Origin of the sequence: Paraburkholderia fungorum (genome assembly GCF_046027215.1) — a bacterium.
GTDB classification, from domain to species: Bacteria; Pseudomonadota; Gammaproteobacteria; order Burkholderiales; family Burkholderiaceae; genus Paraburkholderia; species Paraburkholderia fungorum_D.
The window spans coordinates 417645-432142 of the sequence record NZ_JAQQEN010000003.1; the positions used below are offsets into that span (position 1 = coordinate 417645).

The 14498-nt window shown below is 61.7% G+C and carries 9 protein-coding genes; 8 read left to right on the plus strand and 1 reads right to left on the minus strand.

Going from position 1 to position 14498, the window contains the following annotated elements; all coding sequences use genetic code 11:
* Positions 1-208 precede the first annotated feature (208 nt).
* From PQR27_RS37705 to PQR27_RS37715, 3 genes are read left to right on the plus strand one after another with little or no spacing between them, the layout of a single operon-like run.
* The gene (locus PQR27_RS37705) at positions 209-1273 is read left to right on the plus strand and encodes an efflux RND transporter periplasmic adaptor subunit (RefSeq protein WP_408528977.1); all 1065 of its coding nucleotides are present in this window, start codon (positions 209-211) and stop codon (positions 1271-1273) included.
* Complete coding sequence (locus tag PQR27_RS37710) at positions 1270-4440, plus strand: efflux RND transporter permease subunit (protein WP_408528750.1); 3171 nt, start codon at positions 1270-1272, stop codon at positions 4438-4440. Before PQR27_RS37705 ends, PQR27_RS37710 begins: the two co-directional genes overlap by 4 nt.
* A 2-nt stretch (positions 4441-4442) precedes the next feature.
* The gene (locus PQR27_RS37715; RefSeq protein WP_408528751.1) at positions 4443-5906 is read left to right on the plus strand and encodes an efflux transporter outer membrane subunit; all 1464 of its coding nucleotides are present in this window, start codon (positions 4443-4445) and stop codon (positions 5904-5906) included.
* A 405-nt stretch (positions 5907-6311) separates the two neighbouring features.
* On the opposite strand, the gene PQR27_RS37720 is transcribed toward PQR27_RS37715, so the two are convergent.
* On the minus strand, positions 6312-7067 hold the full coding sequence (locus tag PQR27_RS37720) for a TetR/AcrR family transcriptional regulator (protein ID WP_408528752.1): 756 nt from the start codon (positions 7065-7067) through the stop codon (positions 6312-6314).
* A gap of 210 nt (positions 7068-7277) precedes the next feature.
* Here PQR27_RS37720 and PQR27_RS37725 point away from each other — a divergent pair, with 210 nt between their 5' ends.
* The 5 genes from PQR27_RS37725 (at position 7278) to PQR27_RS37745 (ending at position 14227) form a co-directional block, all read left to right on the plus strand.
* Positions 7278-8885 carry a bifunctional 3-(3-hydroxy-phenyl)propionate/3-hydroxycinnamic acid hydroxylase gene (locus PQR27_RS37725; RefSeq protein ID WP_408528978.1) on the plus strand — a complete coding sequence of 536 codons (1608 nt, stop codon included), beginning with the start codon at positions 7278-7280 and terminating at the stop codon, positions 8883-8885.
* A gap of 13 nt (positions 8886-8898) precedes the next feature.
* Entirely contained in the window at positions 8899-9969 is a 1071-nt protein-coding gene (locus PQR27_RS37730; protein ID WP_408528753.1) for a VOC family protein, read from the plus strand.
* 33 nt (positions 9970-10002) lie between these two features.
* A complete protein-coding gene (locus PQR27_RS37735) occupies positions 10003-10959 on the plus strand; it encodes a fumarylacetoacetate hydrolase family protein (protein ID WP_408528754.1) in 957 nt (318 codons plus the stop codon).
* Positions 10956-12977: an acyl-CoA synthetase gene (locus tag PQR27_RS37740; protein WP_408528755.1), complete on the plus strand. Its 2022-nt coding sequence runs from the start codon at positions 10956-10958 to the stop codon at positions 12975-12977. The genes PQR27_RS37735 and PQR27_RS37740 overlap by 4 nt, the downstream gene beginning before the upstream one ends.
* 509 nt (positions 12978-13486) lie before the next feature.
* Positions 13487-14227, plus strand: a complete 741-nt coding sequence (locus PQR27_RS37745) for an OmpW/AlkL family protein (protein ID WP_408528756.1) — start codon at positions 13487-13489, stop codon at positions 14225-14227.
* Positions 14228-14498: the final 271 nt, after the last annotated feature.

Sequence of the window (14498 nt, forward strand, 5' to 3'; positions counted from 1 at the left end):
ATCGAGCACTCACACACTTGGCAAAGCATGCTATCAGACACACCGTGTCTTCCGATGCCTCGCCCATTTTTATTGCTGGACCATCACCTGCCTTTTGAACATCGTGAAACTTTCCGGTCTTGACGCGCAGACGCTTGCGCACCCCTTCCCGTGGTCCGTCGCCCCGTCATCCCTCCGAGGACGTCTTCTCGTTGCGGCTTGCGGCGCAATGCTGCTGACGGCTTGCCACCAGAGCAAAACCGTCGCTCCCGAGCCCAAACCCGTCGTCGCTGTCACGGTTCATCCCGATGGGCGCACGGCGAGCGCCTCGTTGCCGGCTCAGATACAGGCGCGGTATTCCACGCCTCTTTCGTTCAGGGTTGGAGGCAAGGTCACCGAACGGCGGGTACGCATCGGCGATACCGTCAAGGCGGGACAAACCGTTGCGCTGGTCGACCCTACCGATCTGCGCAATAACCTGGCCAATGCGCGAGCGCAGCTCGATGCCGCCGAACATCGTCTCGTGTACGCCAAACAGCAGCTCGATCGCGACCGCGCTCAGGCGCAGGCAAACCTGATCGCAACGGCGCAGATGGAGCAGACCCAGGACGCCTACGCTTCCGCCCTCGCGCAGCGCGATTCGGCGCTCGCCCAAATGGCGCTCGCCGCGGATCACCTGCGCTACGCCACGCTCACGGCAGACCACGACGGCGTTATCACGTCGGAGGAGGCCGACACCGGCCAGAACGTTCAGGCAGATCAAGCCGCCTATCACCTCGACTGGACGGGAGACGTGGATGTTGTCTGCGACGCGCCCGAGCGGACGCTTGGCGCATTGACCGTCGGCAGCAATGCGCGCGTAAGCCTGTCCGCGCTGCCCGGTAAGACTTTCGAGGCGCGCGTGCGCGAGGTGTCGCCGGCCGCCGACCCGCAAAGCCGCACCTGGCGCGTGAAGCTCACGCTGGCAGCGCCGAGCCCCGAAGTTCGCCTCGGCATGACGGCCAATGTCACGTTCGATTCCGTCGGAGACGCGCCAACGGCACGTCGGTTCGCGCTGCCTGTGACGGCGCTCTTTCACAAAGGCGAGGACCCCGCTGTGTGGGTGGTGCGCGCGGGCAGCGACACCCTTGAGCTGCGCCCTGTCAGCATCGCGCGCTACGACGAGCGCACGGTCTCCGTCACTGGTGGACTGCGCGACGGCGACCGCGTCGTGATGCAGGGCGTTCACGCAGTGAGCGCAAACCAGCACGTGCAGGTGGTGGCCCCGTTGCATCCGGAGGATTTTTGGTCATGAACGCACGCGACCGTGAAACCACGCATGACAGCGCGCCCGTCACCCCGTCCGACACCGAGGCACATGGCGAAGGCGGCTTCAATCTCTCCGCGTGGGCGTTGCGTCATCAGCAACTCGTGATCTTTCTGATCGGGCTTGCAACCCTCTTCGGCGTGATCGGTTATACGCAACTTGCGCAGTCGGAGGACCCGCCATTCACGTTCCGGACCATGGTCATCAAGACTTACTGGCCGGGCGCGACGGCCCGCGAGGTGCAGGAACAGATTACGGACCGAATCGGCCGTCAGTTGCAGGCGGCGCCGTACGTCGACAACATCAAGAGCTACTCGCGGCCCGGCGAGTCGATGATCTTCTTCGCCATGAAGGACTCGGCCCCGGTCATGGAGGTCCCCGAGACCTGGTATCAGGTGCGCAAGAAAGTGGGCGACATCGCCGCGACGCTGCCCAAGGGGGCCGTTGGACCGCTTTTCAACGACGAGTTCGGTGATGTCTACACGAATATCTATGCGCTCGAAGGCGACGGCTTTACGCCTGCGCAACTGCACGACTACGCGGACCAGTTGCGCACGGTCCTGCTGCGCGTGCCCGGTGTCGCCAAGGTCGACTACTTTGGCGACCCGGATCAGCACATCTTCGTCGAGATATCGAATGCGGAGCTGACGGGGCTCTCTATCACACCGCAGCAGCTCGCCCAGGCAATCGACGCACAAAATGCCGTTGCGCCCGTTGGCACCATTACGACGGCAGACGACCGGGTGTTCGTGCGACCGAGCGGCGCGCTCAAGAACGTGCAGGCACTCGCCGACACGCTCATCACCGTGAACAAACGCACGTTCCGGCTCGGTGACATCGCGAAGATCACGCGCGGCTACGACGATCCGCCCGTCACCCAGATGCGCGTCGGGGGGCAGGCGGTACTGGGCATCGGCGTGACGATGCAAAAAGGCGGCGACGTGATCAGCCTCGGCAACGCGCTCGACGCGAAAGCCGCCGAACTGCAGGCGGCCATGCCGGCGGGACTCAAGCTGGCTCCTGTCTCGAGCATGCCTCACGCGGTCAAGCATTCAGTGGACGAGTTCGTAAGGTCAGTCGGCGAAGCGGTAGCGATCGTGCTGGTCGTGAGCCTCGTTTCGCTCGGCCTGCGCACCGGCATGGTCGTCGTGATCTCGATTCCGATTGTCCTCGCCGTGACGGCGCTCTGCATGCATGTGTTCAATATCGGGCTCGACCAGGTCTCCCTTGGCACGCTCGTGCTCGCGCTGGGGCTGCTCGTCGACGACGCGATTATCGCCGTCGAAACGATGGCCGTGAAGCTCGAGCAGGGGTGGAGTCGCATGCGCGCGGCGGCCTTTGCCTACACGAACACGGCATTCCCGATGCTGACCGGCACGCTCGTGACGGTATCGGGCTTCCTGCCGATCGCACTCGCGAAATCGAGCACGGGCGAATACACGCGCTCGATCTTCGAAGTGTCGGCCATTGCGCTGATCGTTTCGTGGTTCGCGGCTGTCGTGCTGGTCCCGTTACTCGGCTTCCACATGCTGCCGGAGCGCAAGACCCACTGGCGCGACGGCGCTCATGACGGACACGTCTATAACACCGGCTTCTACCGGCGCCTTTCGGGTTGGGTCACGTGGTGTATCGAGCGCCGCTGGGCCGTGCTTGGCGTCACTGCCGTGCTCTTTGCGATCGCGATGGCGGCCTTCACGCGCGTGCCGCAGCAGTTCTTCCCCAACTCGGAGCGGCCAGAGCTGCTCGTGGACCTGCGGCTGCCGGAAGGCGCTTCGTTCGAGGCGACCCTGCGTGAAGCGAAGCGCCTGGAAAAGGCGCTCGACGGCCAGCTCGCGATCGAGCACTTCGTGGACTATGTGGGCACCGGCGCACCGCGCTTTTACCTGCCACTTGACCAGCAGCTTCAGCAGCCAAACTTTGCGCAGTTCGTGATCACGGCCAAAAGCGTCGAAAACCGTGACGAGTTGATGCACTGGCTCGATGCCAAACTCGGGAGAGAGTTCTCCGGCGTGCGCACGCGTGTGGCGCGACTCGAGAACGGTCCGCCCGTGGGATTTCCGATCAAGTTCCGGGTGAGCGGCAACGACATTGCGACCGTGCGCTCTATTGCTGAAAAGGTCGCCGGGAAGGTCCGCGCCGATTCCCGCACGCGCGATGTCCAGTTCGACTGGGACGAGCCGGCGGAACGGTCGATCTCGTTCGAGATCGATCAGAACAGGGCGCACCAGCTTGGCGTGTCGTCGGAGGACGTATCGAACTTCCTGGCCATGACGCTTTCCGGCTATACGGTCACGCAGTTCCGTGAGCGGGACAAGCTGATCAACGTCGATCTGCGTGCGCCGAAGAGCGAGCGTGTCGATCCTGCGCAGCTCACAAGCCTCGCGATTCCGACGCCGAACGGCCCGGTTCCGCTCGGCTCCCTCGGACATGTTCGGGACGCGCTCGAGTATGGGGTGATCTGGCAGCGCGACCGCCAGCCGACGATCACCGTGCAGGCCGACATTCGGGGCAACGCGCAGGGCATCGACGTGACCCGCGATATCGAGCACGCGCTCGCGGAGCAAAAAGCCACACTGCCGGTCGGCTATCGCATCGAGGTGGGCGGCTCCGTCGAAGAAAGCGTGAAAGGCCAGACCTCGATCAACGCCGAGATGCCGCTCATGATCATCGCCGTGCTGACGCTGCTCATGTTCCAGCTGAAGAGCTTCCTGCGGACGTTTATCGTCGTGCTGACAGCGCCGCTCGGGCTGATCGGCGTCGTGGCCGCGCTGCTCCTCTTCGGCAAGCCCTTTGGTTTCGTCGCGTTGCTCGGCGTGATTGCCATGTTCGGCATCATCATGCGCAACTCCGTGATTCTGGTCGACCAGATCGACCAGGACATCGCGGCGGGGCAAGGGCGCTTCGACGCGATTATCGGTGCAACCGTAAGGCGCTTCAGGCCGATCATGCTGACGGCCGCCGCCGCCGTGCTGGCCTTGATTCCGCTCCTGCGCTCTGCGTTCTTCGGGCCCATGGCGACCGCGCTGATGGGTGGTATCACGATCGCCACGGTACTGACCATTTTCTTCCTGCCGGCGCTCTATGCGACGTGCTTCAGGATCCGGCGCGATGAGCACGGGATGCAACCGGTTGTCGTCGAGCATACGGAGATCTGATCATGAAGCTTGCCTATAAGACATCCGTTCTCGCAGTGGCTACGGCGCTCGCGCTGACGGCCTGCTCGTTTGGCCCCAGCGGCGAGCCGCCGGCGATGCCTTCGCCCGAGCACTACGGGGCGCAGGCACAGCCCTCGAAGACTGTCGCCGCAGGCGGTATTGCGCAGCAGTTCGATATCGGCGCAACGTCAATGCCGCAATGGTGGCGGCTTTACCGGTCCGACGCGCTCGATGCACTCGTCGACGAAGGCTTGCGCAACAGCCCGACGCTGGCAGGCGCGCAGCGAACGCTTGCGGCCGCGCAAGAGGAACTGCGCGCGCAGGTCGGCTCATCCACGCTGCCGTCAGTCGACGGTGTCGCCCAGGTTGAACGCGCGCGTTCACCCGTCGTGCCGGGGCTCGGCCCTGAGCAGGTGCAGTACAATTTTTTCGCCGGGCAGCTTCAGGCGCACTATACATTCGACTTCTTCGGCCAGACGCGCTACGCAAACGCGGCGGCTGCCGCTCGCGTGAACGTGCAGGCATATGAACTGGAAGCGGCCCGGCGTGCGCTCGCTGCCAACATCGTCGGCACGGCGATCAATGTGGCGTCGTTCGATCGCCAGATCGCGCTCACCGAACGGCTCGTCGCCGTGGCGAGCAAAACTGCAAACGAGGATCAGCAACGGTACGCGCTCGGGTCCATTTCGCACGTGCAGGCGCTCAACTCGACGCAGGATGCAGATTCGATCGCGGCGAGTCTTCCGGCCTTGCACCAGCAGCGCGCCTCAGCGGTCCACGCGCTGGCGGTATTGATGGGCCGGACGCCGGATAACGCACCGACCGTTCCCGACCTCGACAGTCTGGCGTTGCCCGACCATGTGCCCGTCGCCGTGCTGTCGGATCTCTTGCGTTCGCGTCCCGACATTCAGGCAGCCGACGCCGCCGTGAAGGCCGCCGCGGCCGACGTTGGGGCTGCGACCGCGCAACTCTTTCCAAGCCTGTCACTGACGGCCTCGATGGGTCGCGGCGGCTTTAGCTGGCCGGCGATGCTCTCAGGCGCGGGCGGGCTCTGGGCGATCGGTGCGGGCCTGTCGCAGCCGCTCTTCCATGGTGGGGCGTTGTTCGCACAACGCCGAGCCTCGATCGATACCTACGATGCGGCGATCCTGCACTACAAGTCGACGGTTCTGTCGGCATTCCAGGATGTCGCGGATTCGCTTGCCGCACTGGACAACGACGCGCAGACGCTGGCATCTACCGAAAGAGCGGCACGGACATCCCATGCGGCATTCGACGAAACGACATCGCGCGCCCGCCTGGGTTCCCTGCCGTCAACGGTACAGCACGCCAGCGAGCAGCGATTTCTCAATGCACAGCTTGGCGCCGTACGCGCCGGGAGCCAGCGCATGAGCGATACCGCTGCACTGTTCCAGGCGATGGGCGAATTGCCGGCCGATCCCCCACACGTGACGTCAAGAGAATGACCTTGACTCCGTGAGGTCGGGGAGAGCGTCACGATGAACCGGGCCGCTCTCATTGGGCGACGCTTCCGGTGTCAGAGCTCGAGACGAACGGCATGACGTCACAGACCACCCTGCTTGGCGCAGTGCAGTCGAACGCTCGACGACATGGACTGCGAATTAATCGAGAATGTCCATGCCATAACGGGTTATGAGAGATGATCGCGCCAGCTGATTGGGCGGCGCTCGAACGGTACGCGTCAGGTCCAGACGAGCAAACTTTGCTCGTCTGGAGGCACGCCATTCACGCGGTTGATGGGAGCCCAGACCTACAAACAGATTGATGGACAAGGCCAACCGGAAGGCACCTTTGCCCATCGTACCGGGTCGGTGACCCCAATCCCGTAACGCACCATATCGTCGCCCGCCTCATTCCCCATCGACTTCCGCCTCGACGAGCGGTAACGCTCGCATTGCAATCTTCTCCGCTTCGGCGCGCTTGAGCCCGAGTGTTTGCAGAAGCGTTGCTGCCGTGCGCTCGGCGAAGTGCTCTCCGCTGAAACCAAGTTCGTCGAGCAACTGCGCCGCTGGCGCGCCCGGCGCGACGAAATTCAACTCGGCCGCGGTTGCCGCGAGCACGGTGCCGCCCACCGAAAGAAAGCCGATGAACGGGTCGGCAACCATAAAGCGCTTGGCGGCGATGCCATTTCCGATATCCCGCAGCAGCCGCTGACCCAGCCCGCGGCTCAGCATGCCGGCTGAAAAGCCTTCGCGTATCAGGAAGCGTCCCCATACGGGATCGCGCCGCGCCCGCATCAGGGTATGACGCACCGAGACGGCGATCACTTCTGCGGGGTCGGACAGGCCCCCCGCGAGGCGATCGAGCATGTCGGCGAATTCCTCGAACACGTTGTCGACAAGTGTCGCGTAGATGGCTTCCTTCGACTCAAAGTGGTTGTAGAACGAGCCTTGGCCGACGTCGGCGAGCTCGGTGATCTCGTTCACGGCTACACCTTCCATGCCTTTTTCGGCCATCAGCCTCAGGGCAGCGTCAAGCAGGCGGGCGCGTGTCTCGCGCTTGCGACGCGCGCCGCGCGGCTCGCGTTCTTCGGGAATGGCAACCGGGGAGGCTGTCGCCGCACGGGTAGGACGCTTTGCTGTCGGGCGATTTGAAGTGTTCGGCATGATCGGTCCAGTTTTGGCCATACGAAGTATAGATGCTATTGTCGATATTGACAAAACGCTCAACTATGACTTTAATGTCATTAATGGCCGCCTAGCGCCGGTCTACAAACAACAGACGGAGTGACTGTGGAGACAGCAGCAAAAGATGGTGCTACGCCGTGCAGCCGGCATGGCGAGGGTCGTGCGCCGACCGGGGCATTTCCACCAGCCGTGGAGGTTTTAGTGGTGGGCTGCGGACCGGTGGGTGCAACGATTGCCAATCTGTTGGCACGGCACGGTGTCAACGTGATGGTTGTCGACAGGTCGACTGAGGTATTTATGGCGCCCCGTGCGATCGCGCTCGATAACGAAGCGCTGCGCATCCTTCAGCTTGCCGGCGTTGCGGAGAGCGATTTCGAGACGATTGCCATACCGTACGTCCGCATGAGGTCGCCGATGCTGGGCCTGTTCGGCAGGGTGAATTCGCTGGGCAGTCTGGATGGCCACCCGAAGCTCGTCACCTTCTACCAGCCGGACCTGGAGCGGTGCCTGCGCGCCCGGCTCGAGACATACGACTGTGCGCATATCGCGTTGGGGGTCGAGCTCAAGAGCTTCACGGAGGAACGGGATCATGTGCTCGCATCTTTAGATCTTGGCCAGGGGCGCACTCAAGTGGTACGGGCCCGCTATCTGGTCGGCGCGGACGGGGCGAGTTCATTGGTGCGCCAGCTCATCGGGCAGGAATTCAAGGGCAAGACGTTCGCCGAGGACTGGCTGATCGTCGATGCCCGCCACGTACCGCGTCCGATCGATCACATCGAGTTCATCTGCGATCACCGTCGGCCGATCCCACATATGGTCGCGCCTGGGGGGCGCGAACGCTGGGAATTTATGCTCCGGCCTGGCGAGCGCCGCGAGGATATGGAATCCGAGACGTGTATCCGGGAATTGCTTTCCCCCTGGGGCAAGGTGGAAGACATGATCATCGAGCGCAAGGCCGTGTATCGCTTCCATGCGCGCGCTGTCGATGCATTCAGCAAGGGCCGGGTGTTCCTGGCGGGCGACGCGGCCCACATCACGCCCCCATTCGTCGGGCAGGGGTTGGTCGCAGGTCTTCGGGACGCCGCCAATCTTTGCTGGAAGCTCGCGTGGGTGGTGCAAGGACGTGCCGATCCAGAGATTCTCGATACCTATGACGAGGAGCGGCGCCCCCACGCGAAGGCGATGATCGACCTCGCGAAGTTTATGGGCAAGCTCGTCATGCCCCGTAGTGGGGTCGTCGCCTTATTCACTCACGGGTTGATGCGTCTGTCGAGACTGGTACCGCGCCTGCGCGCGCAATTCGAGGAACTGCAGATCAAGCCGAAGAATGCATTCCGCCGGGGACTGTTCGTCCAGGGCCGCTCGTCGACGAAGCTTGTTCGTGGCGCTGTCATCGCGCAAGGCTGGGTGAGAGGTTCAGATGGCACCACGCATCTGAGCGACGACGTGCTCGGGCAGGGCCTCACGCTGATCGGGTTTGGCGTGGACGCGGCGGCTGCGCTCGAGCACGCAACGGCCGCAGCGTTTGCGCGTGCCGGAGGGCGCGTTGTCCAGATTGCCCATCGGGGGCAACGACTGCATCTTGCCCCGCGGGACAGTTGGGAAGACCTCGAAGGCGCATTTCTTCCCGGGCTGGTGCCCCTCGGGTGGATTGCCGTAGTGCGGCCCGACAAGACGATCGTCCACGACGGTCCGGCCACCGATGCAAACCGTATCGTGCACGAGAGTCTTGCCTTGCTGGGTAGTCCCTTGAGCGTGCGGACACCGGAAGTCGAAACCGCTATTCGAACCGCCTGATTTCTTATCCGTTATGAAACTGACCACTGCACAGCCGGCTTGTCACCCTGATCCCACGACGAAAGCGTCGGCATTAGCCTATCTGATATTCGAGCGGCCAGACCTTGAGAAAGCAGAGCAATTTCTCAATGATTTCGGGCTACAGACCGTATCGCGCGGTGAAGCGCTATTGCTTCTGCGGGGCACGGGTGCTTCGCATTTCTGCTATGTCGTCCGGAAGGCGCCGAAATCCCGGTTCGTCGGTTTTGGGCTGCAGGTCGACAGCAGGGCCGATCTTGATGCACTTGCAATGCTGCCAGGCGCCTCCGAGGCCGAACGGTCGTCCTTGCCCGGCGGCGGCTATGTCGTACGGTTAACCGACCCTTCCGGGTTTCGCGTCGATGCAATATGGGGCCAGGCGCGAGCCGTGACGCTGTCCCATCGGCCGCCATTGCCGTTCAACTCCGTGGATGCGCCGGTCCGGATTAACGGGACGCAGCGGCCGCCCGAGCGCGCGCCCGAAGTTATCCGGCTCGGACATGTCGTGCTCGAACTCGCCGATTATCAGGAAACCTGCGCATGGTATACGCAGCATTTCGGCTTTATCCCGAGCGATGTGCAGGTGCTTCCCGATGGCTCGCCCGTCGTCGCGTTCTTGCGGCTTGGTCTTGGCGACAAGCCGGCCGATCACCATACGCTCGCGCTTGCACAAGGCTTCCTGCCCACCTACAGCCATAGCGCTTACGAGGTCGTCGATGCCGACGCGGTCGGCATGGGCCAGCGCGTCCTGCGTGAGAAGGGCTGGACGCACGCGTGGGGGATCGGCCGGCATATCCTGGGCAGCCAGATCTTCGACTACTGGCAGGACGCGTGGGGCGACAAGCACGAGCACTATTGCGACGGCGATCTGTTTACGGCCGATGCGCCGACCGGTGTCCATGGCGTGAGCCGTGAGGCGATGGCGCAATGGGGACCGACAATGCCTCGCAGTTTCACAAAACCCAGATTCACGCCAACGAGCATCGTGGCGCTCATCAGGAACCTGCGTCGCAGCCCCGACCTGACGCTGAGCAAGCTGCGCTCGCTGGCAAAGATTTTCGCCTGAACCAACCCTTCCATAGAACCCGGAGATCGATAAATGGCACTTCACGTTCTGCATTATCTGCATCATGGCCGCGCCCAGTGGGGCGTGGTCGCTAATGGCGCTGTCACGCCGATTCCCGGCGAGTTCAAGTCGACCGCCGAGTTTATCGAGGCCAACCCGGTCGAACGGCTGTTTCTGCTAAGCGGTCCGACGATTCCCGAATCGGAAGTGCAATGGTTGTCCCCCGTGACCGCCAATCAGCAGTTCATCTGCCAGGGCGCGAATTATCGCCAGCATATGATCGAGTCCGGCATGGATCCGGATGTGAAGAAATTCAACATGATCTTCACGAAGGCGACGAGCTGCATCGTTCCAGCCGACTCAGCTGTGGTCAAGCCAAACGGGGTGCGGTTCCTCGACTACGAGATCGAACTCGGTCTCGTCCTCAAACGCGACATTACGTCCCGCGAAACCGTCACCGAGAAGAATCTGCATGACTACATCGCCGGCGCCGTGATCGTCAATGACTATTCCGCGCGTGATATCCAGATTCCGCAGATGCAGTTCTACAAGGGCAAAAGCTATCGCACGTTTGGCCCTGTCGGCCCTTACCTTTGTCTCCTCGAGAAACAGGATATTTCAAAGCTGAAGGAACTCGTGCTGACGCTGACGGTAAACGGAAGTGTTCGCCAGAATGACTCCACGGCGGGCCTCGTCTACGGCCCGGCAGAGACCTTGACGGAGCTTTCCGCCGTACATGACCTGCGCGCCGGGGACCTGCTCGCGACCGGCACGCCCTCCGGATGTGCACTGAGCGTTCCCTCGCCCGAAAAGCAGCGCGCCGCGGCGCAACTACCCGAAGCGGAAAAATGGCGTCTGTTCCTGAAGATGCAGGAGGAACGGCCACAGTACCTGCGCGTGGGTGACGTCGTGGAAGCGCATATCGCCAGCCATGACGGCTCGATCAATCTGGGCATACAGCATAACGTCATTGCGGAAGAGGCGGCATGAAAGGCGCTGCAAACGTACACGATGTCCTTGCCATGGAAACGCAGGGGCGGCTGGTGGACCTCCCGTCGAGTACCTACGAGATGATCTGTCGGGGCGCCGCCATCAATCCATTGGCACCCGCACTTTCGTTCTTTGCATCGGCTGACGACCATCGGAACGCTGAGTGCTGGACGTATAGCGAACTCGTGCGCGATGTCACGCGAACCGCGAACATGTTTGCGCGCCTGGGGGTACAGCGCGACGCAGTTGTCGCGTACGTTCTGCCCAACCTCCCTGAAACGCATTTTGTGATCTGGGGTGGTGAAGCTGCCGGGATTGTCTGCGCGATCAATCCACTGCTTGAGAGTGAAGCCATTGGCGAATTGCTCAACGCCTCAGGTGCGAGCGTGCTCGTAACCCTGGCGCCGTTTCCCGGAACCGACCTGTGGCAGAAGGTGCAAGCGGTGCTGCATAAGCTCCCTTGGCTGCAGCATCTGGTGCTCGTGAATCCGGCCGACCGCATGCCGGGCCAAAAGGGATTCGCAGCCCGGGCGCTTCAACGTGGCGAGTGTTCAAAACTGCATGGGCCTGGCGGCATTCATGGTGCGGTTCCTTCGCATGTCGGCATCCACGATTTTGGCACCGCCATCGCGGGAGAGTCCGGGGTGGCGCTCAGCAGCACGCGTCAAACGAGCATCGATGATGTCTCGTCCTTCTTCTGCACGGGCGGCACCACGGGACTGCCAAAGATTGCGGTTCGCCGGCACGGCAACGAGGTGGCCAATGCGTGGAACGCAGGTCAATTCTTCGGCGAAAGCATTGGCCCGGGGAAGACGATTTTTTGCGGACTGCCGCTTTTCCACGTCAACGCCGTGATGGTGACAGGTCTGCTGGCATTCTCGCGTGGTGCCCACGTCGTGCTCGGCACACCGCAGGGTTATCGGGGCGAAGGCGTTGTAAAGCGTTTCTGGGAAATCGTCGAGCATTACCGCATCAACTTCTTCAGTGGTGTCCCAACACTGTTCGGATCGCTGCTGGACGTTCCGGTTGGCGCGCGCGATATCAGTTCGCTCGAGTATGGATTGTGCGGCGCCGCTCCCATGCCGGTGGAGTTGCTTCGCACCTTCCAGGATCGTACAGGAATCAGAATCCTTGAGGGCTACGGCCTCACGGAAGGTACCTGCGTTAGCAGCGTGAACCCTCCGCTTGGCGAACGTCGGGTCGGTTCGATTGGACTTCGTCTGCCCGGTCAGGCCATGAAAGCAGTAGTGGTCGACGAGAGCGGCCGGTATGTACGGGATTGCGTCGCGGATGAGGTCGGCCAGCTGGTTATCTCCGGACCAAACGTATTCGCTGGCTATACCCGGCCGGAGCAGAACAGTGGCATCTGGATGGAAGGTGATGACGGCGGGCGCTGGCTTAATACCGGCGATCTCGGACGCTGCGACCCGGACGGTTACTTCTGGCTTACCGGTCGGAAGAAGGAGCTGATTATCCGGGGCGGACACAACATCGACCCCGCGGCAATCGAAGAACCATTGCATCGCCATCCCGCAGTCCAGATCGCGGCAGCCGTGGGCCGTCCCGATATGCACGCCGGAGAGTTGCCGGTCGCCTACGTCCAGCTAAAGCCGGGCACAACGGCAACTGAAACGGAATTGGCTGAGTTTCTGCGTCACGAGATTAGCGAACGCGCCGCGTTGCCAAAGGGGATACGGATCGTGGATACGATGCCGCTGACGGGCGTCGGCAAGATCTACAAGCCGGCGCTGAAACGACGCGAAACGGCAGACGCCCTGGAGTCCGCCCTCGTAGAGGCTGGCGTCGAGGATGCAACCGTTAGCCTGATTGATGACACCTCGCGCGGAATTTCACTTCACGTCGAACTTGGCGATCCTTCGTTCGAAGCATTGGCCACTTCCGCGCTCGGGCGCTTTCCGTTCGCATTTTCGATCTCGGCCGCCGGGAGACAGCCAAAGGCGGAGCAGTCGACGGGGACGGTCCCGGCAGCGACAGATGCGCAGGGCAGCGCAACGTGAGACGAGCCACGACATCAAAGGGATGCGTTCGGTCACGCGCCCGGATTAAAGGTTAATCAGGCGTACGCGCCGCGATGCCGTGATTCAAATGTCTGCCGGTGTATAGAGGTTAGAACACCTAATGGTTTGAAGGAAAAGAGAATGGGCATTACATCAGAAAGGTCTTTGCGTTCGCAGGTTGAAAAATGGCTCGGACCGACATTTTCGACACCGGTTCGGGTTACCCGATTCAGCCGCGCACGTTCGAATCAGAGACCGTGCGTGCGTATCGAGCTACTGCTGCCGTCAGGTCCGCTTGGATTCTTTTTTTTCCGGCACCGCGACGGTACGTGATGCGTATTCCCGCCTGAGACGGAACGCCTCGCCATGCACGCTTACTAGGGTGCAGGGCGGTCGGAGTATGTGGCCTGTCTAGCTGTAAGCAAGGAAGGAAGCAATCAATTGAGCAGATTCAGCCGCAACACCAACGATTCATAAAAATTTCCAGACATAGCGACAGGAGAAGAGACATGAGGAATTACAAACGCGCAGTCAGTTTGGTCGGTATGGCGGCTTGCATCTGCTCGGCCGCGGTTATCGACGATGCCCATGCGCAGTCTGCCGGAAGCATAACGCTGTCGACAGGATGGCTTCACATTGCGCCACAGGGTGACGCAACGCCACTAACCGTGGAAAGCATTGGCGGCGTAACGGTGAATCAGCAGCTATCTGGTAGCGGAGCGCATGCCAGCTCGACGGATACGGTGGGAATTACCACCGAGTACTACGTCACGGACAACATTGGTGTCGCCATGCTTTTTGGACTACCGATGAAGGTAAATCTGGTTGGCGACGGGACGCTACAGAAGTATGGCAACCTCGGCACGACAAAGCCGATGCCGCCCGCCATCGAACTTCGATACCACCTGTTTTCAGCAGAATCGAAATTCCGTCCGTTCATAGGGCTCGGCGTGAACTATACGTGGTTCACCCAGGTTCGGACAACCAATAGCCAGTTTGTCACTGATAGCCTTGGTCCAGGCGGCTCTGCACGTGCGACCCTCAGTTCATCATGGAATCCTGTATTCGAGGTCGGGGCAAATTACGCGATTACAAAACACTGGTCGGTCGGAACCTCTCTCGGCTACGTTCCGGTGAAGACCCACCTTACTCTATACGGGCAGACCGCGACGGGAACGCAGATCGTTTCCAAATCGACGCTCCGGCTCAATCCGCTTAACGTCTTCTTGAACGTCGCCTATACGTTCTAGCGCGCATAGGTCGTCGATGCGCCGATCGAGGGGTTTGAACGCTCATCGAAGGCACGGAGGTTATTTTTTCGCCACCCGGACCTCACTGCGGACCGCGGCCTCACGGTCGATAAGTTGTGTATGTCAAACTGTCAAAGGAGATAATCATGTTTTGCGACCACACGAATTTCCAGAATATCGAGCACCGAAGCAGTAAGAATGATCGGAGCGACGTGGGTTCGGCGTCGAACCATGTCGTCGCGGTGACCAATCCCACTCTGCCAAGGAGCTG

Excerpts from the sequence above, each read along its gene's own strand:
- PQR27_RS37705 (WP_408528977.1), top strand. The coding sequence starts at position 209 with ATGCTGCTGACGGCTTGCCACCAGAGCAAAACCGTCGCTCCCGAGCCC.
- PQR27_RS37710 (WP_408528750.1), top strand. The coding sequence starts at position 1,270 with ATGAACGCACGCGACCGTGAAACCACGCATGACAGCGCGCCCGTCACC.
- PQR27_RS37715 (WP_408528751.1), top strand. The coding sequence starts at position 4,443 with ATGAAGCTTGCCTATAAGACATCCGTTCTCGCAGTGGCTACGGCGCTC.
- PQR27_RS37720 (WP_408528752.1), bottom strand. The coding sequence starts at position 7,067 with ATGCCGAACACTTCAAATCGCCCGACAGCAAAGCGTCCTACCCGTGCG.
- PQR27_RS37730 (WP_408528753.1), top strand. The coding sequence starts at position 8,899 with ATGAAACTGACCACTGCACAGCCGGCTTGTCACCCTGATCCCACGACG.
- PQR27_RS37735 (WP_408528754.1), top strand. The coding sequence starts at position 10,003 with ATGGCACTTCACGTTCTGCATTATCTGCATCATGGCCGCGCCCAGTGG.
- PQR27_RS37740 (WP_408528755.1), top strand. The coding sequence starts at position 10,956 with ATGAAAGGCGCTGCAAACGTACACGATGTCCTTGCCATGGAAACGCAG.
- PQR27_RS37745 (WP_408528756.1), top strand. The coding sequence starts at position 13,487 with ATGAGGAATTACAAACGCGCAGTCAGTTTGGTCGGTATGGCGGCTTGC.